The sequence below is a fragment of the Streptococcus oralis subsp. tigurinus genome (assembly GCF_002093545.1).
Lineage (GTDB): Bacteria > Bacillota > Bacilli > Lactobacillales > Streptococcaceae > Streptococcus > Streptococcus oralis_C.
This window is the reverse complement of the sequence record NZ_LNVF01000001.1, coordinates 105,776-124,320: the sequence shown is the minus strand read 5'-3', so window position 1 is coordinate 124,320 and position 18,545 is coordinate 105,776. Positions and strand designations below refer to the sequence as shown.

General features: G+C 35.8%; 17 protein-coding genes. All 17 read right to left on the bottom strand.

What is annotated here, in order from left to right:
- Window positions 1-58: 58 nt before the first annotated feature.
- The 17 genes from ATE34_RS00615 to cpsA all read right to left on the bottom strand — a co-directional run bounded on the left by ATE34_RS00615 (window position 59) and on the right by cpsA (window position 18,379).
- Window positions 59-1,384 carry a hypothetical protein gene (locus ATE34_RS00615; RefSeq protein WP_084910647.1) on the bottom strand — a complete coding sequence of 442 codons (1,326 nt, stop codon included), beginning with the start codon at window positions 1,382-1,384 and terminating at the stop codon, window positions 59-61.
- 3 nt (window positions 1,385-1,387) lie between these two features.
- Window positions 1,388-1,981: a dTDP-4-dehydrorhamnose 3,5-epimerase family protein gene (locus tag ATE34_RS00610; RefSeq protein ID WP_084910645.1), complete on the bottom strand. Its 594-nt coding sequence runs from the start codon at window positions 1,979-1,981 to the stop codon at window positions 1,388-1,390.
- Window positions 1,982-2,851: a glucose-1-phosphate thymidylyltransferase RfbA gene (rfbA, locus tag ATE34_RS00605; protein ID WP_084910643.1), complete on the bottom strand. Its 870-nt coding sequence runs from the start codon at window positions 2,849-2,851 to the stop codon at window positions 1,982-1,984.
- Window positions 2,852-2,878: 27 nt separating this feature from the next.
- Window positions 2,879-3,979, bottom strand: a complete 1,101-nt coding sequence (gene glf / locus ATE34_RS00600; RefSeq protein WP_084910641.1) for a UDP-galactopyranose mutase — start codon at window positions 3,977-3,979, stop codon at window positions 2,879-2,881.
- 13 nt (window positions 3,980-3,992) lie between these two features.
- Window positions 3,993-4,991 (bottom strand): acyltransferase, encoded by a 999-nt coding sequence (locus tag ATE34_RS00595; protein WP_084910638.1) that lies wholly within the window; start codon window positions 4,989-4,991, stop codon window positions 3,993-3,995.
- A 1-nt stretch (window position 4,992) separates the two neighbouring features.
- Complete coding sequence (locus tag ATE34_RS00590; RefSeq protein ID WP_084910636.1) at window positions 4,993-6,408, bottom strand: flippase; 1,416 nt, start codon at window positions 6,406-6,408, stop codon at window positions 4,993-4,995.
- A gap of 51 nt (window positions 6,409-6,459) precedes the next feature.
- Window positions 6,460-7,626 (bottom strand): polymerase, encoded by a 1,167-nt coding sequence (locus ATE34_RS00585; RefSeq protein WP_084910635.1) that lies wholly within the window; start codon window positions 7,624-7,626, stop codon window positions 6,460-6,462.
- 124 nt (window positions 7,627-7,750) lie between these two features.
- Window positions 7,751-8,779 carry a glycosyltransferase family 2 protein gene (locus ATE34_RS00580; RefSeq protein ID WP_084910633.1) on the bottom strand — a complete coding sequence of 343 codons (1,029 nt, stop codon included), beginning with the start codon at window positions 8,777-8,779 and terminating at the stop codon, window positions 7,751-7,753.
- Window positions 8,780-8,792: 13 nt separating this feature from the next.
- Window positions 8,793-9,770, bottom strand: coding sequence for a glycosyltransferase family 2 protein (locus ATE34_RS00575; protein WP_084910630.1), 978 nt, complete (start codon window positions 9,768-9,770; stop codon window positions 8,793-8,795).
- 15 nt (window positions 9,771-9,785) lie between these two features.
- Entirely contained in the window at window positions 9,786-10,784 is a 999-nt protein-coding gene (locus ATE34_RS00570; protein ID WP_084910628.1) for a Stealth CR1 domain-containing protein, read from the bottom strand.
- Between the two features lie 167 nt (window positions 10,785-10,951).
- Entirely contained in the window at window positions 10,952-12,217 is a 1,266-nt protein-coding gene (locus tag ATE34_RS00565) for a glycosyltransferase (RefSeq protein ID WP_084910626.1), read from the bottom strand.
- On the bottom strand, window positions 12,214-13,386 hold the full coding sequence (gene cps2T, locus ATE34_RS00560) for a beta 1-4 rhamnosyltransferase Cps2T (RefSeq protein WP_084910624.1): 1,173 nt from the start codon (window positions 13,384-13,386) through the stop codon (window positions 12,214-12,216). The genes ATE34_RS00565 and cps2T overlap by 4 nt, the downstream gene beginning before the upstream one ends.
- Window positions 13,387-13,416: 30 nt before the next feature.
- Complete coding sequence (locus ATE34_RS00555; RefSeq protein WP_084910622.1) at window positions 13,417-14,784, bottom strand: sugar transferase; 1,368 nt, start codon at window positions 14,782-14,784, stop codon at window positions 13,417-13,419.
- A gap of 22 nt (window positions 14,785-14,806) precedes the next feature.
- Entirely contained in the window at window positions 14,807-15,490 is a 684-nt protein-coding gene (locus ATE34_RS00550; protein WP_084910620.1) for a tyrosine-protein kinase, read from the bottom strand.
- Window positions 15,491-15,499: 9 nt separating this feature from the next.
- Window positions 15,500-16,192, bottom strand: coding sequence for a capsular polysaccharide biosynthesis protein CpsC (gene cpsC, locus ATE34_RS00545; RefSeq protein WP_084910618.1), 693 nt, complete (start codon window positions 16,190-16,192; stop codon window positions 15,500-15,502).
- A gap of 8 nt (window positions 16,193-16,200) precedes the next feature.
- Entirely contained in the window at window positions 16,201-16,932 is a 732-nt protein-coding gene (gene cps4B / locus ATE34_RS00540) for a capsular polysaccharide biosynthesis protein Cps4B (protein WP_084910616.1), read from the bottom strand.
- A gap of 1 nt (window position 16,933) precedes the next feature.
- Entirely contained in the window at window positions 16,934-18,379 is a 1,446-nt protein-coding gene (gene cpsA / locus ATE34_RS00535; protein WP_084910614.1) for an LCP family glycopolymer transferase CpsA, read from the bottom strand.
- Window positions 18,380-18,545: the final 166 nt, after the last annotated feature.

The window sequence follows — 18,545 nt, the reverse complement described above, 5'->3', positions numbered from 1 at the left end:
TTTGTTAGATAATATTCTATTGTAAAGAATATTACAAGAATAATTAAATCAGTCTATTTTATTTAAATTTTAATAGTTCTTCAAACTCATGATAGTCTAATTCCTGTTCTTGCATTTTACTAATTAAAATACGATTGTCCTCTGAATCTCTATCTCTAGCGTAAATTTGATTGTTTGCCTTTCTAATTCGGGCATACTCAAAATAATCCCCTTCTTTAAAGTCATTTAAATAAGGTATAATAAATTTATTCATAATTATGTTCGCGTCATCAAATCCAGACCAATAAGGAACATACTTCTCTAGTATTTTTAATATAAATTTATTAAATACTTCAATAATTCCTTTTTCTTTACAAATAAAATTAAAGAGTTTAATTTGGTCGGACGATATTCCGTCTAAATCTTCTATATCATCAGCCATAATCATCTCTATATACTCTGGTATATTCTCCTTTGTATACCAGATATAGAGGTAATGATTGATTTCTTTAAATTTTTTCTCTATTCTTTCCTGAACATCTGGATACAGATAGTTGTAATAATGAGGATAAAAGTTTAAAAATAAGATAAATTTATTGATAGGAATATCTAAATCAATAATATCTTTAATCTTATCTGACTTTAGTTTACCCTCAATAAAATCTTTGAAAAGTTGTTCATCTTGTTCTAAAACTTTGATTATAACGAATAGATTTAAATAATTATTTTCCAGCTCTTCATTATTCTTTTCAAAAGTCAACGCCCAAACATTTTTAAAGAATTTCTTTTTTAGTGGCATACTCATTCGTGAATAAAAACGATTATAAAAGTAATTATATTCATAATTATTATCCTCACTATTCTCATAAAAATTACGAATACTAAAATGCGATTTCTTTTCGTCAAAAGACTCAAAAACTCGTTCAAGTCCACGAGACATGAAATGCGCTGATTTAGTTAATAAAGTTTCATAAATTTCCTTTATAAACCCAAGTGTCAATTCTCTTGTAGGTTGATAAATTTGTTGTTCTATATCAAATGACGGATGAGCGCTCAAATTTCTTTTTAATTTTACTGCTTGAATAGTCGACCACAAATTATCATCAACAATTTCGAAATCCTTAATCTCATGCAATTTATCTAATAAAAAATTTTCCCATGAACTCTTGTCACCTGAGGAATTCATTTTATTACGAACTTCTTCTAATAGTTGCTTTGCATTTGAATCCTCATACTCATCTCGCAGTTCTTCAAGTTTATAGGTTAAATCGTAAAGTACGACAGTATATAGTACTTGGATAGCAGCACGATAATTCTGATTTTCATAACAACTGATTACTTCACAAAAATAACTTCTAATTTCTAAATTTTCAATCTGATTAATATCAAATAACGAATACTTCATACTTTATAAATCCTCTTTTTTCAAAGGTTTTACATCCTTAAGTAATGGATGGTGTTTATCTGCTTCTGAGACCTCTGCTTCTGCAAGATTGTCCCACTCAATTCCCAAGGCTGGGTCTGCATAGTTGACAAAAGCATATTTAGGCTTGAGTTCAAGTGCCCAGTAGTCATTGACCAGATAGCTATAGGAAACTGTATCCGAGAGGACTTGGAAACCATTGGCGACGCCACGTGGCACAAAAATCCCCTTGCTGGCATCAATCACCGTCTGGTAAGTGTTGCCAAAGGTCTCACCTTCACGCAGGTCTACCCAAGATCCTAGCACCTTACCACCATCTGCTACTGAGATATACTTGTCCCAAGGCTCAGCATGGAGTCCTCTAAGAACATTTTTACGAGAAAAGCTGACGTTGTTTTGTAGTTTCCCTTCAGCAAAGAAGCTTTCAGGGAAGCCAAGTGGTAGCATCTTTTCCTTCTGAAAATTTTCCTTAAACCAGCCACGATTGTCACCATGAACCGGAATGTCAAACTCTAACAAACCTGGAATGGCATCAATCTTGTGCACTGCAAGTGTTTTGCCGAAAAAATTATCTGTCATCTAGATTTCTCCAATCAAACGGAGCAAGTATTGCCCGTATTCATTCTTCTTGAGAGGTTGCGCCAACTTCAGCACATCTTCACGGCTGATATAACCCATTCGGTAGGCAATTTCTTCCAGATTAGCAACCTGAACATTTTGCATCCGTTGAACCGTTTCGATATATTGGGAAGCCTCTAATAGACTCTCATGCGTCCCTGTATCTAACCAGGCGAAACCACGCCCCATAACCTCAACAGACAAATCCCCACGTTTCAAATAAGCATTGTTAACATCTGTGATTTCCAACTCGCCACGAGGACTTGGTTTGATACTCTTGGCAATTTCGACAACATCATTATCATAGAAATAAAGACCCGTCACAGCATAGTTGGAGCGAGGATGCTCCGGTTTTTCTTCTATGGAAATGGCATTCATGTCTTCATCAAACTCGACCACACCAAAACGCTCTGGGTCCTTCACTTGATAACCAAAAACAGTCGCACCCTTCTCTTTCTTGGCTGCCTTTTGAAGCATTCTGCTCAAACCAGGTCCATGATAGATATTATCGCCTAAAATCAAGGCAACACTATCGTCACCGATAAATTCTTCACCAATAAGAAAAGCCTGAGCAAGTCCATCTGGACTTGGCTGTTCCGCATAAGAAAGTTTAATCCCAAATTCGGAACCATCCAAGAGCAGATCCTTAAAGCGGGGTAAATCCTGTGGTGTTGAGATAATCAAAATATCCTTAATCCCAGCCAACATCAGGGTTGACAAAGGGTAGTAAATCATGGGTTTATCATAAACCGGCATCAGCTGTTTTGACGCAGCCCGAGTCAAAGGATACAAACGTGTCCCCGAACCACCTGCAAGAATAATACCTTTCATAGTGAAGCAACCTTTCTTCGTTGTTTTTCAATTACTAAATTCTTTCTCCACAACCTCAAGCGCTCGTTCAATCACCACATGCATATCGTAATATTTATAATCTGCTAAGCGCCCACAGAAAATAACCTTATCATTCTTTGAAGCTTCCTCTTGGTACTTAGCAAACATAGCATTATTTTTCTCATCGTTGATCGGATAGTAAGGCTCGTCCCCACGCTTCCAGTCAGCTGGATATTCACGCGTGATAACTGTCTTTGGCTGCGTTCCATATTCAAAATGTTTGTGTTCGATGATACGAGTATAAGGGATCTCACGCTCTGTATAGTTCACCACAGCATTCCCTTGATAATTTTCCTCGTCCAAAATTTCATGCTCAAAGCGAAGGCTACGGTATTCTAACTCTCCGTGTTTGTAGTCAAAATATTGGTCGATCATTCCTGTGAAGACAACTTTTTCAGCTGATGCTTCTAACTCTTCACGGTGAGCAAAGAAATCAACACCAAGCTCAACTTCAACGTCTTTAAGCATATTTTCAATAATGACATTGTAACCACCAATAGGAATCCCTTGGTAACGGTCATTAAAATAGTTATTATCAAATGTTAGACGAACTGGAAGGCGTTTAATGATAAATGGAGGAAGTTCCGTTGCTGAGCGCCCCCACTGCTTTTCAGTATAACCCTTAATCAACTTTTCGTAGATATCTGGACCAATCAACTTGATAGCTTGCTCTTCAAGATTTTTCGGCTCAACATCCTTCATATCAGCTGTCTGCTCAGCAATCTTATCTTTTACTTCCTGTGGAGTTTTTGTGCCCCACATAGCATAGAAGGTATTCATATTGAAAGGAAGATTATAAAGACTTCCCTTATAGTTTGCGACAGGTGAGTTGATATAGTTGTTAAATTCAGCGAATTGATTGATATAGTCCCAAACTTTTTTATTAGAGGTATGAAAGATATGGGCACCATATTTATGAACATTGATACCTTCTACATTCTCACAGTAGATGTTCCCACCGATGTGATCACGTTTATCAATCACTTTTACCTTTTTACCACGCTTGGTTGCCTCATGAGCAAAAATCGCTCCAGATAAACCAGCTCCGACGATTAGATAGTCGTACATATCATTCTCCTTCTTATAATTTGACAATTCGATTGAAATAAGGAAGTTTCATTAATATTCCAACAATAATAAAACTAACACTTAAAGTAAATATAGCAAAAAGTAAATATGATCCTACGAAACTAAAACCAAATAATTTTTCCCATACCTTCATAATATATGTGTGTATTATAAAAACTCCCATAGTTTGATTAGAAAGGGAAACAATACACTCGCTCCGTTTTTCATTCAAAGTAAGCGTGAGTATAGTTAGAAAAATTCCCAAGCTTACAACTTTTACAAATAAAGTATCATAAAAATATTCAGCAAAAAGATTATGATAAGTGGTCTTCGCTATGAAAAATAATATTACCGGTGAAATCAATAACAACAGTACCACAACTGCTTTCATCCATCTCTTAAACCTATTTTTGATAATATCTTTATCAAATTGAGCTATAAAACCACCTAAAAGATAATAGAATAACCATGTCCATAATCTAAAAGTTTGTATAACATATGTTTGAATTGGCATTTGAAGTACAATATTGGCCAACTCAAAAATCAAACCAACAACTAGCAATACAGATAGGATGTATAAATAACTTCTTTTTGAATTAAGGAATTTTTTCAAAACAGGCAAACATATATAAATAATTATGAGTGCACCAAAAAACCAAAACTGGAAGAAATACCCCTTTTGTATCAAAGAACCTACAATTTTTTTAATTGGATTAACTGTAAAATCTCGTTTAAAAAGCCAAATGATTACGGACCATGACGATACTGTTATTAGAATCCATTTTACTTTCTGCAGTATATAGGAATAGGTAATCTCTCTCTTTCCTAACAATAAATAACCATTAACCATAAAAAATAAAGGGATAGAATAGGTTCCTAAGTAGTATAAATATGTCGAAAAATTCAATGAACCTGTCTCTTTAAATCCACCCATCGCTGTATGGAGTAGAACAACCCCAACACATGCAAGTACTTTTAGTAGATCTAAGTTAATATTTCGATATTTGCGCATTCTAATTTTTCCTAATCATTTGTTTTAATTCTTTTACATCTACCACTTTCAGAGATAGAATTGCAAAAAGATAAATGATTCCACCAAGCACTGCAAAGGCTAGAACATTCATAGTTGGTGAAAAATGTATAACTGTTTTTGAACCTAGCAGAATGCCGTACATGATAGCTGATGCTAGAACAATTTTTGTCATAGATCCGATAACAGGAACTTCTTTTAGATATCTGCGAGTAAAGTATAATTGTATCGCCCATACTAACGCCTCTGTCAATACAGAAACAATGGCTGCTCCGATATATCCAAGTTTGGGAAGGAATAGTAAATTCAAACCTACACTGATAATTGCGGGAGCTGTTGTTGATATCATAAATTCCTTATTCTTATTGTGTGGAATCAATATTTGAATCCCCATAATATTAGTCCAACCGATAAAGAACATACGGAAAATCATAATGGCGATTGCATAACGTGCATCCTGAAAATCTTGACCAAGGAAAAACTGAACAAAATCGTCATTGACAATCAGCATGCCAGCAATGATGGGGAAAATGACCAAATTATAAATCAAAAAGGACATTTGGTGCATCTTGTTGACAGCCTTGTGGTCTCCAGAGGACAAAAGACTAGATACACGAGGCAACATGACACTTCCCAGAGACGTCACCAAGGTCAACAAAATATTGACGAGTTTTAATGCCTGGTCGTAAATCCCGACATCTTTTGTAGAAGCCAGTGCTCCAAGCATGGTACGATCTAACGTAACATACAAGGAAATTGCCACTTGCGGAAGGAATAATAATATGACAGGCTTCAAATGATGCCTAGCATATTTTATATCAAAATGCGGTCTGCCGATAAACTCCCTAGCAGGTAACCACAAACTTAATTGCCCCAAAAGTTCAAATATGGTTAGCAAAAAAACATAGAGATATAGGTCATTTGCAGATTTGACAAAGAGGAAGATTGAAATGACTCCAACGAGCTTGACCGTGATATTTCGAACAGTAATCTTTCGAAAATCCTCCAACCCTTGAAAAAGCCAGGAAATGTCTAAACCTTTTGAAACTAAACTCAAGCCTAGAATGTAGGCTACCGGATTTTGCATAAAGGGAAGATTCAGACAAAGAAGAGCATACAAGGACAGAGAAAGAACTGTTGCACCTAATTGCAGAGAGTAGATTCCCCAAAAGTTTTTTTCAATTTCCTTGCGATGTCCTGAAATGACTTTGGTACCATAGTTGGCAACTCCTAGCGTTGCTAGGAGGATAAAATAAGTGATAATGGAGTTGAAATAGCCGTAAGTTCCTAAATCTTCAGAGCTAAATACCCGAGTGACATACGGGGTGGTGATAATCGGTAGAATAATCACCAGCAGCTGGTAGGAAAGATTATAGGCGTAATTTTTTAAAACTTTCATAAGTACAATAACTTGTTTTAGCCTTCCTTTGAATTTGACGAATACTCTTCTTTATTCAATTTTCGCATCCTCATTCACAATAAATAGGCGACTAATAAATAAGATTAATGGAGAATAACGAAGAACTAACATCTGAGGATCAAACATACCATGGATAATCATAATCCCTAAGCAAGCCAGTACGATATCTTTTTGAATGGACACAAAATAACGCATCACTTTTGTCAATGCAAACAACATAAATGCACTGACAATCAAGCCATCAATAACCAATAATTGAACAAAAGAGCTATCAATATAATTGTAATTACTAGTGAAATTTCCAAATATATCAAGAGTTGTAAAGGAAATTGGTTGCCCTAACCAAGATACTCCAAAATTTTGAAAACCATTGACACTGAGACGCAAGCGATTATGCGTAAATTGATCGACTAAGTGAAATAAATTCCCAGATGAATAAAAACAAAAATACAAGATAATCACTAAAGCTAAAATAAAACCGTAGTGCACAAGTGTCTTTGTCCAGAAGTTTCCAATGATAAACTCTTTTTTAAAGATTTTAATACTCAACAAAGCATAGGTTAGTATCAAAATGCTTAAGTAAAACGGACTAGATGTCGAAGTCTGTTGATACATATAAATGGTAGCCAAGAGTAGGCCCAACAATTCAAGGTAAGAAATTCTTTTGCCCCGAAACATCAGATAAGTACACAGGGCAAAAAACAGTCTCTGTGACGCAAAGGATACATAGTTAAATCCTAGACTAAAACGGTAGCCACCATCTGCATTCATAAACATATTGTCAATCATACCTTTTTGACTGGCATAAATTGTCAAACAAAGTACCAGGAATGTCGCTAAAGAAAACGTTCCTAACAATTTCCTAAAATCAATATCTCTAGCTGAAAAAACTAATAATAAAACGTTTATGTCAAGTAAACCATCACGATTTTTTGAAACTATCAACATCGAAAAGAGGAATGCAAGTGCTATTAACAGCGATTTCCAGTGAAACCTAAAGTAATACAAGGTCTTCGGAAGAGTGATAAACTCTTTTATCAAAATCATGATAATAGTAAAATAGAGAAGCATCCTATACAAGAATAGAAAACCATCTAATCGAACAAAATAAGTGGTTGTTACTAGTGAAGTGACAATAACCCACAAAAAAAGAGTAGATAAATAGATTTTTTCTGAAATAGAGCGATTGTTATTCACAAGTACTCACCATACCTTTCGATTGTTGTGTTAAAATGAAGCAAAATAATTTTGACAGAGATATATAGTAATAATATCTATTAGACATGTTATTTCTATAATTTTTGTAAACAGAAATCACCAATCAATGTTTCCTAAACCTCTCATATCCCTTAATTTTATCCATTACCCGATTATATATCAGGCATAACTTATATTGTTTGAATCTCAATAATTTCCTAAACACAACATAACGTTTTCCAATTTGACTATCTAAATCCCTAAATTTGAAAACTTTTTGAAAATGATGTTTCTCAATTACGTCTTTAAGTTGTTCTGAAGCCTCGTTTAAGGTATACGTTCCATTTAACCATAGTGGACCAAAGTAACGGTCAATATAAACTGTCATTGCCTTAAGAACAACCATTCTTTCAATTAAATCTTTAGAGTCACTCTCTGGATATTGTTTCAAAAGTAAACGAATTTCCTTAACAAATTCAAGCTGACCAGTAAGATTTTTTTCATTGTAGTACATCAAACTATGAGTACCATTAACATAATAGAATTCTTTATCATCAAGTAGAACATTGTTAGCTATAGTTAATGCCGAAAAATTAAATAGAATATCCTCAGCAAACGACAGCTTTTCATTAAATCTAATTTGGTTATCTTGAACAAATTGACTTCTGAAAAATTTTCCAGCAATTCCGGGATGTATTGTATACTTACCAATTCCAAAATTAGCTTTAAATATACCAAGTTTATCATTTGGGGACACGGAAGTATAACTGACAACCCCTCCTGTATTTTTCACATCTGTAAATAACAAATCAAAATTTTGTTCTAAGTTCATAAAATATTCAACAAAATCACTTGAGAACAAATCATCACTATCTACAAAAGTTAAAAACTTACCACTCACCTGTTCTAATGCAGTATTTCTAGCAGAACTCACTCCACCGTGAGAATTTTTAAATAAATATAAATTTGGAAATAATCTCTGATAACGTTCAATTATCTCAATCGTATTATCCGAGGAGCCATCATCAACACAAATAACTTCAGTAATATCAGAGTAGTCGCCTATGGATCTAAAAAGACTGTCTAATGTTTCCTCAATGTATAGTGAGGAATTATATGTCGGCATTATAAAACTCAACAGCAATTCAGACATTTTTCTCTCCTTACTAATAATTAGGGTCTACACGTTTCCCCATACGTTGGAAAACCCCATCCCAAAAAGCTTTCCATATAATCGGGAGATTTTGTTTTAAATGACCCCGACGATTTGCTAAGACAATATGGTGAGCAATTAAAATTATAGGACTAAGTTGACGAACTTTCCAATTTTTTCCATAACGCTTATCAAAAATAATGTTATTTCTAATTTTATAGTAATTTCGCCAATTATATGGCTCTTCCTTTTTTACAACAGAAGGATCAACCTTTACAGCAAGTTGTCTATGCAACTGCGCCTTTGTAACAAAAATAATTTCTGAATATTTTTGTAGACGTTGTGCAAAATCTGAATCATCATATTCAATAAAAAAACCACTATCAGGTATACCAACTTTACGAAGTAACGACATTTCAACAACTGGACCTTCGAATGGCATATCAACAACTTTTATAGCATCATCATTAAACGGACCATAAGTTACTGTCTTCCTCATTTCTGTCCAAAACTTATGATAATCATCAAAATCAAAACCGATAATAGCGCGATCATCAAAATTTTCATCCGTACGATTTGGAATACCTACCTGTACATTCTGGGCACCCATTTGTTTCATGATTTCAGCTAAACAATTAGGTTCCGGATAGACATCATCATCCATAATCCAAACATAATCATAATTAAGCTCTGAAATTAATCGAATTCCATTTGCAAAGCCCCCAGCACCTCCTAGGTTTTCGTCATTATGGTAATAGTAAAAGTGCTTTCCATCTTTTTCGGTCGAATAAAGATAATTTTCTTTTATCTTATCACCTTTTGAGTCAACATAACCTAATTTAATAAGAGTTTCTTCAGTATTATCTGTAGCATTATTGTTATAAATTAAAACTCCTGAAATTTCCTGCTGTTGATTTAAAATACCTTCTAAAGCCTTTTGAAGATATTTTGAACGATTGTATGTAACAACTAGAGCACAAACAGTTGGCATAGTCTCACTCCTTTTTTATAATTCAAATACACTTTTCTCAGGTAACAACTTTTCCATTGTCGTAATAAATTCATGCATCACTTTCTCTTCATCATTGATATCAAATCCATCATTGATACACATAATTTGGTATTTGCCAGAATTCAGTAGCTTCCAAAAATCTGGTCCAGCATTATCCAAAGAAAAGAGGCCTCCTAACTTAGGATTTCCGATAGCGTATTGACCACTGGCAATTTGCCAATATTTAAAAAGCCAAACATTGGTATCAGAGGGATTCCTGAAACGACTCGCTGATGTTCTCTCCAAGACTGCTTTTTCCTTTTCCCATACCAAGTTCATCGTTGATTTTAATAGGGGGTAGGGCAGGTGACTCTCCCAGAAACCACAGATAAATTGACTATTTCTGTATAATAGCGACTTAACAATACTTTTTAATCCCTGCTTCGGATCAAAGAATTGGCCATTTTTCAAAATTTCATTTCGACTGAAATAGCTGGTGACAATCTCCATGTCATTTATCTGAAAATTTCCTGTTCCATATCTTTCAGGAATAATCGGTGAAAGTGCCGTATTATATTTGGGCAAACCATCCTCTGAGAAAAAATCTGTTGGTTCAACTGGAGCCGTCAAATACATATCGTCATTGAAAACCACAAAGTGCTCACTTAAACCAGAAATCTTATGAAGATTTGCTTCAATTGCATTAGAAGAAAAAACTGGTAGGTAGTCATTGCATATAATCTCTGTGTGATCTACCAAGACCAATTTTTCACTGTTTATATCTAACCAGCTTGGCTTTTGCTGGTCGGTCACGAGGTAGACCTTATTGACCCAAGGGGCAAACTTTTCAACCCCTCTAAACCAGTATTTAAAGGTTCCCCAATCACGGTAGGCTTTCACAGAATTCATACTGTTTTTAGAAGTATCCACAGCTCCAGAATATTTAGCCTTCTTGGCTTGCCAAATAGGATCTCCACCATCTACCCAAGTAACAACAAAATCTATTTTATTCATAACTAATCTTTTCTATCTATTTTATATAATTCCAAGAAGTTCTTAATATAACTATCCAAAAATAATTCTACCTGCCGTATTATAGATGTCTACCAAATTGCAATTGTTTATCCTTAATGACCAAGTGCAAAACAACTGATATTAATTCATCTAATTAGCATTGTTTCTTACATTCTAACTCTTGAATAATATTCTATAATCTCTATTACGTGATCTTTCAAAGTTTTAAGTTTAACTGTCTCACGCTGGACACTATTCAATTTATCAAGTAGGTCTTGTTTGTCATAAAATATATGATTTTGAGAAACTAAGTCTTTTGAACCCACATTTTCACTAACAAATACATTAACACCATAAGATAACGCCTCCATCGTGATGAAACCAAATGTCTCCTTCCATTTACTAGGTACGATAAGAATATCTATATCAGCGTATATCCTATCGATAGTTTCTTTTGTAAAATAACCATTCTGTTGGATATAGGATGGGCAATCTTCATTTGGAAAATGCCCATATGTTTTAATATCATACTTTTCCAGATCTAAATCATCAACTATATTTAGAAAATCAAAATACCCCTTATATTCCTCATCAGGCCCAATATAAGCTACCACTGTTTTCTCCCGAGAATTAGAAAGAATATTATGCTTAGTTATTGAGCTGTTAGAAATGGAAACTATGCTATTATTTTTAGGGGTTATCTGATTAGCTTCATAAACTTCCTTAGCTAACTGACTATTGAAAAGGTAAGCATCTATCAACCTAAACATTGCTTTATAATATGAACGGAGACCACTGTAGTCAATAGCCTCTGTGACCTCACGAATTACTAAGTTTTTCTTGGATTTTGGATTTTTCCCAAGTATTTTCAGCAATTTCCGAATTGTTGGGTAAAAAGGGACTTGAAAGAGTCGAAGTTTCTTTACACTGAGAGCGTTGGAGGACATAACATTCCATGCTAAATTAGTATTATTACTACTATAATCTACTCCGTTAAAATAGAAATGCGGAACTGGCGCCAAACCATAATAATCATGGCTTGTAAATACAGTTTTAATCCCTAATTCTTTTGCAACTTCAAGAAATTCCTTATGTAAGCCTATAAGCGAGTGAATATGAATCACATCTACCTTGATGCTTTTCAAAAATTTCCTATAAGAAACTTTATCACAGCTCTTCATAAATTTATCTGGTTCTGAAATACCACCAAATAGAGCCAAGGGCAAGCTATTTATTATTTTGTAGCATTGGAATTTTCGATTCTCTGCTTTTTTTATTCTAACTTGCCTAAATATAAAAGAGATTTCTCCTGGATATAATGCAATTACTTCATGTCCATCTATAGCTTGCTGAGTCATCAAATCCTCAGCGTACTTGACAAGACCACCTGTACGTGATGGTTGAAAGCCTAAAGTATAATGCAAAATTTTCATACAATGAACACTTCCTCATAATCCGACACAATCTTTTCCCACGTAAATGCATCTACAATTCGTTGGCTAGACTTTTCGTCTAATTCCGAAATAGCATCTTCATCAAATCGTTCCACTTCTTCGATTACATGCGCTAACTCTTCTTTTTTCCAGTAAATGGCTCCATCCTCACCAACTTCACGGTTAAAACCAACATCCAGTAACAAATTTAGTTTTGTTGAGGCAAGGGCTTCTAGTAAAGAGGGGTTGGTTCCCCCAACCTCATGCCCATGGAAATAGGCAAAAGCATTTTCACGAATGTACTTGAGCAATTCTTGGTCATAGACCGTACCAACAAATTTAACCCTAGGATCTTTGTCAAAACCAGTATCCTGTAACAACTGGTCGTAAAATTTATTCTGCTCCACATTTGTAATAAGTACAAAGTCTTTCTTGGACTTAGACTTGATAAATTCACGAATCATGGTTTCGTAGTTGTTTTCAGGGACGAATCGTCCCACCACTAGATAATAGCCATTTTCGCTAACACCTTTTTCATGATACCAGTTCCGGACCTTGGTATCTTCTGCCTTCAGGCTTGAAGGAGCAGTATCTGTCCCATAGGCAATATAGGTGGTCTTTGGTTGATACTGCTTATAGTCCTCTTGGATATATTGTTCGATATTTTTGCTATCACATACCAATAAATCGGCATGCTTGACCATGAGTTTCTCTGAGAATTTCCAGTACTTACGAACTGGTAAGCTCCATTTTGCTCGTAGCCATTCATGTCCATCTGGATTTACCAGCATCCGGCCACCGATCGCACGAATTTTTTTCTTGAGTCCAGAAATAAAGGGCCCAATGCGACAAGCTAAAATGTAAAAAATGGGAGCCTCGTCCTTGTTTTCCTTAGCCAATTCAATAGCCTTATTGACCGCTGCAATATCGTAAGCAATAGCACGAGCCGGGCCAATATTAGGCACATCAATGTTGAAACAAATGGCGCCATTGTGCTCAAACTGATCATCCGTGATACCAGATTTAGCTGAGTTTTCACGCATACAAGCAACATAGTATTGTATGTTGCTGTCTTTTTGGTATTCGGTTAATTTTTCAACAAAGGTTTCAAATCCTCCATACTTGGCAGGAATCCCCTTTGAACCAATGATATAAACTGACTGTTTCATTTCTCTCCTAACAAGACTGAGGGGCAGAAATTACTTTGCCCCATCTCTCATAAATACTACTTTAACGGTCTTCAATAAAATTTCAATATCTTTCCAGATTGTCCAGTCATCAATATACTCTACGTCAAGTTTGACCACATCATCGAAATTCGTTATTTCACTTCGTCCACTAACTTGCCAGAGACCTGTGATTCCTGGTCGGAAGCTAAGACGACGTTTCTGCTCAGGTGTATATTGTTCATACTCGTCCACTGTTGGTGGTCGTGTACCAACTAAACTCATATCTCCCTTTAGAACATTGTAAAATTGTGGCAACTCGTCCAAGCTAGTCTTCCTTATAAAACGACCAACTTTCGTGATACGTGGGTCATCATCCACCTTAAACATTCCACCTTGCATGGTATTTTGTGCAAGGAGCTCTTGTTTCTTTTTCTCAGCATCCACGCACATAGATCTAAATTTATAAAAAGTGAAATGTCGACCATTTTTTCCGATACGAGTTTGAGAAAAAATAGCGGGTCCACCATCTTTTCGAATCACCGGAACCAAAACAATACTGACCAATCCACAAATAAACAATCCGATAATCGAACCTATGATATCAATGAAGCGTTTAGCAATTACATGGCTTGTCTTATAAAATTTTGTAGAAAACGTAATGACATTCAAGCCTGCCATTCCGCGAATCTTTTTATCGCTACCTAGATAGTTATTGAAAGCATTCAGGTTAACTGTCACGTCAATTCCCATTGTTTCAAAAAGAGAGATGAACTCCCCGATGTCATACTCTTCACTTGGTAAATTGATAAAAACTTCATCAACAACTTCATGGGTAGCAAAGTCTAAGATGTTCTCTGCAGGTACAACGGTTACGGATGCATGCTGAAAATTAGGCTGATCCAAAACACTGACCGCCACCAATTCCCAAAAAATATCTCCCGACTCTATCAGTCTATCTACAACTTTCTCAACTCTGGAAGTAGCTGTTATCAAGAATATCTTTTTACTCCCCTTCAAATTTGGAAAGATACGTCTCTTATAGCGTTTAATGCACAGATTCAACAAATACAACAGAATGGAGTGTATTGTCAAAAAATAAATCATGCCTCGTCTAGAGATACTAAAACGATCTTCTAAAAAGAAGTTTGAAATACTGATGGCTAAAGCAAAGAAAACGATATATTTTGTAGTGCTGATAAACTCAGTCAAATAACCCCTTTTAAAAAAATCACGCTCATAATCACTAATGTTAAAAACAACAAAATGCAGAATGAACAAGATGATAACAGAAGTATTTACAATCTCTGTTTCCTTAACAAAACTAAGTAAATAAGCTAACATAATGACAAGAAAACTCTGGATTACCGCCAAAGTAATCTTCAATCCTTTTTCTTCCATAATATCTTTCCTAAGCTATCTCTTATTTTTTCCCGTAAGAGCCATAAGCTCCATATGATCCATATTTTTCAACCGAGGTATTCAACTTATTTAATACAATCCCCAAGAATGGTTTACTTGTTTGTTCCAATTGTTCTTTGGCTTTTTGGATATCACGGCGATTTGTTTCACCAGCTGCAGTCACCAGAATCGAAGCATCACATTTCTGAGTGATGATAGCCGCATCAATCACAACTCCGATAGGAGCGGTGTCCACAATAATATAATCAAAGTACTTGCGCAAGGTATCAAGCATGGTTGCAAAATTTTCACTTTGCAGCAAAGCTGTTGGGTTTGGTGATACAGAACCCGCTTGAATAACAAACAAGTTTTCAACATTGGTATCACATAGCCCTTGTGATAAATCTGTTGTCCCAGATAAGAATTCTGTTAATCCCGTAATCTTTTCACGCGACTTAAAAACACCTGACATGACAGAATTACGAATATCAGCATCTACTAACAAGGTCTTATAACCTGCACGCGCAAAAGCCCAAGCAATATTAGTAGAAGTAGTTGACTTCCCTTCCCCTGGTTTTACTGATGTAATCGAAATAACTTTTAAGTTATTTCCGCTCAATTGTATATTGGTACGAAGCGCATTGTAATATTCCTCTGCTTTTATTGCCGGATCCAATTTTTTATGTGTGATTTCTAACGTTGGCATTTTTCTCTCCTATTTTAACTTATCCAAATTTGGAACAACTCCTAATAATGCAATTTGCATAACATCCTCAACGTCTTCTGGTCGTTTAACGCGTGTGTCTAGGAGTTCAATGAGGAGAACCGTGACAATCATCACAACCGCTCCAGCGAGAAATCCAATCATGGTATTACGACGAATGTTTGGTGAAGATGGTGATGTTGCTGGACGAGCCTCTTCGAGTGTTGTCACATCCGAAACCCGTGTAACACTGATAATCTTTTGAGCTGCAACCTCTCTCAATGAGTTGGCGATACGACTTGCTTCTTCAGGCGCACGATCTGTAACAGAGATAGATACGATACGTGTATCAGCCGGTACGGTCACTTTGATTTTACTAGCCAAACCTTTTGAAGGAAGATCCAGTTTCAAATCCGTTGTGACCTTCTCCAAAACGTCTTGCGAAAGAATAATTTCACGATAGTCTTTAACCAAGTAAGATCCCGCTTGTAAATCTTGGTTTGTCAATCCAGGCTTATCTCCCTGATTACGATTAACTACATAGATACGTGTCGTACTGGTATATTCAGGTTTTACGATAAAGCTACTGTAGGCAAAGGCTACTACCCCTGTTACGATTGCTACCAATGCAATCAGAACTTTTCGTTTCCAAAGGATTTTAAGTAATTGAAATACATCAATTTCCATCATATTTTGTTCTTTCATTGTTTCTCCTAAATTAGTTGATCCATTATGATTTTTCTTGGGTTCTCTTTAAAGAGTTCCTTGGCCTTGTTTTCACCATATTTTTTGGCAATAATATCATAGGCTTCTTCCATATGAGGAGGTCTACGATCCAAGTTGTGCATATCACTAGCGATTACATGAACGAGGTCACGATCTAAAAAATACTGAGCTCTCTTTTTCATGAATTTATAAGTTTCTCCGAAGAGTTTCGGTTTCAAGACATGAGAACTATTGACTTGAGTATAACATCCCATGTCAATCAGCTCTTGCACGCGCTTTTCATTATTTTCTAAAGCATCATAGCGTTCAATATGGGCAATGACTGGAGTAATACCCAGCATTAGAATATCACTCAATCCCTTATGTATATCTCGATAAGGTGTATTCATGCTAAACTCAATCAAAGCATAGCGACTATCGTTGAGCGTGGGAATTAATTTCTTTTCTAACTTCTCAACGACATCCGGCGTATAGTAGATTTCAGCCCCATAGGCAATGATTAGGTCATCAGCAACTTCCTTGGCCATTTCGCGAACTTTCAAAAAGTTAGTTGCTATCTTCTCTTCTGGTGTCTCAAACATCCCTTTCCGACGATGAGACGTGGAAACAATGGTCCTAACCCCTTGACTATAGGCTTCTCTTAAAAGGTTTTTACTCTCCTCTATCGACTTTGGACCATCATCCACATCAAAAACGATGTGTGAATGGATGTCTATCATGCTACTTGCCCTCCATCACATCTTTGATAGCTGCCTTGGCTGCAGCCAAGCTACTTTCATCAATTTCCATCATATAGAGGTTGCTATCTGGCATAGCGTAGGATGGAAGATCCGTTCTACCAGTTCCTTTTAAGTCTTGGGAATTGACCTTATACTGACCGCCACTATCCAACTGTGTATTAACCAAGTCCATCATGGTTTCCAAAGGCATATTGGTTTGAAGAGAATCTTGCAATCCTTGAATAATATTGTCATAATTCTTTAAAGCATCTGTTGATGTTAACTTCTGAATGATGGCAACAATGACTTTTTGCTGGTTCCGACCGCGGTCGCGGTCTCCATCTGCTAGAGAGTAGCGTTCGCGGACAAAACCAAGGGCTTTTTCAGAGTCTAGATGGACATTCCCAACAGGAAAATGGTACTGCCCATGCAAAGAAGTGAAATCTTGGTCATTATAAACATCCACACCACCTAGAAGGTCAATCAATTTCAAGAAAGAGGTAAAATTCAAACGAACATAGTAGTTAATATCAACTCCATATAGGTTTTCCAAGGTATGAATCGATGAGTCCACCCCATAAATCCCCGCGTGAGTCAATTTATCCTTTTGATTATTTCCTCCGTCCGCGATCGGAACATAAGAATCTCGAGGTGTTGTGGTGAGAAGGATTTTCTTAGTATCTCGATTTACAGTCATCAAGATGTTGACGTCTGAACGTGAAACTGAACTGATGGGTCCGTAAGTATCAATACCACTGATATAAATATTAAAGGATTGATTTTTAGATACCTTTGGTGCCGCAACATCCTTGGTTAGTTTTTTCGTATAGATTTTCTTAATCTTCGAAGCATAATCTGGATACTCTGCTTCAATGATGTTTTCAAAGACACTGTTCAAGACAATCGCTTTCGCATCACCTGAAATCAAGCTCTTATAGGCTGCTAAGTAAGATACACTTTGTTCAACCGCCAAGTCTTTGCTCTGAGTCGTCTTAATATCCGCTATCAATTTTTGGATATTGTCATTATCCGTTTCAGTCGGACCTGTCACACTATCCAACTGGGTAACGTTGTTGATTTCACTATCTTTTAAAACCACAACACTCATCGAATACTCTGAGTAATTTGATGTCGCATTGATGTGATTGGTCAAACCCACAAATTGGTGCAAAGCAAATAGCGAAACCGAACTAGTCAACACCGCAAGTACCAAAAAGAAAATCGTGAACTTTTCGGCTTTCTTATATACTATCAAAAGTAGAGCTGCGATAGCAGATAGTAAAACTACAACTGTAGCTAAGATATTGAGATGCCTAAAGGCTAGGATATTATGTCTAAAAATTAAGAACAACAAAGAGCCACTCAATAATAAATAAATGGCTAATAAAGCTATATTAATACTTCGCTTCACATTTCCTGAACGATTTCTCTTTGAACGTCTACTCATGGTAATCCCCTATACACGTTAATAATTATAATTATTATATCACAATCATGAAAGAAATTCCATCCATTCCTGCTATTATCAGCGTTTTCATTCATTTTTTCTTAGCTATATTTTGAATTTATGACTTCCATTAACGGAATCCTTGATAAAACAAAAACAAGGCCCC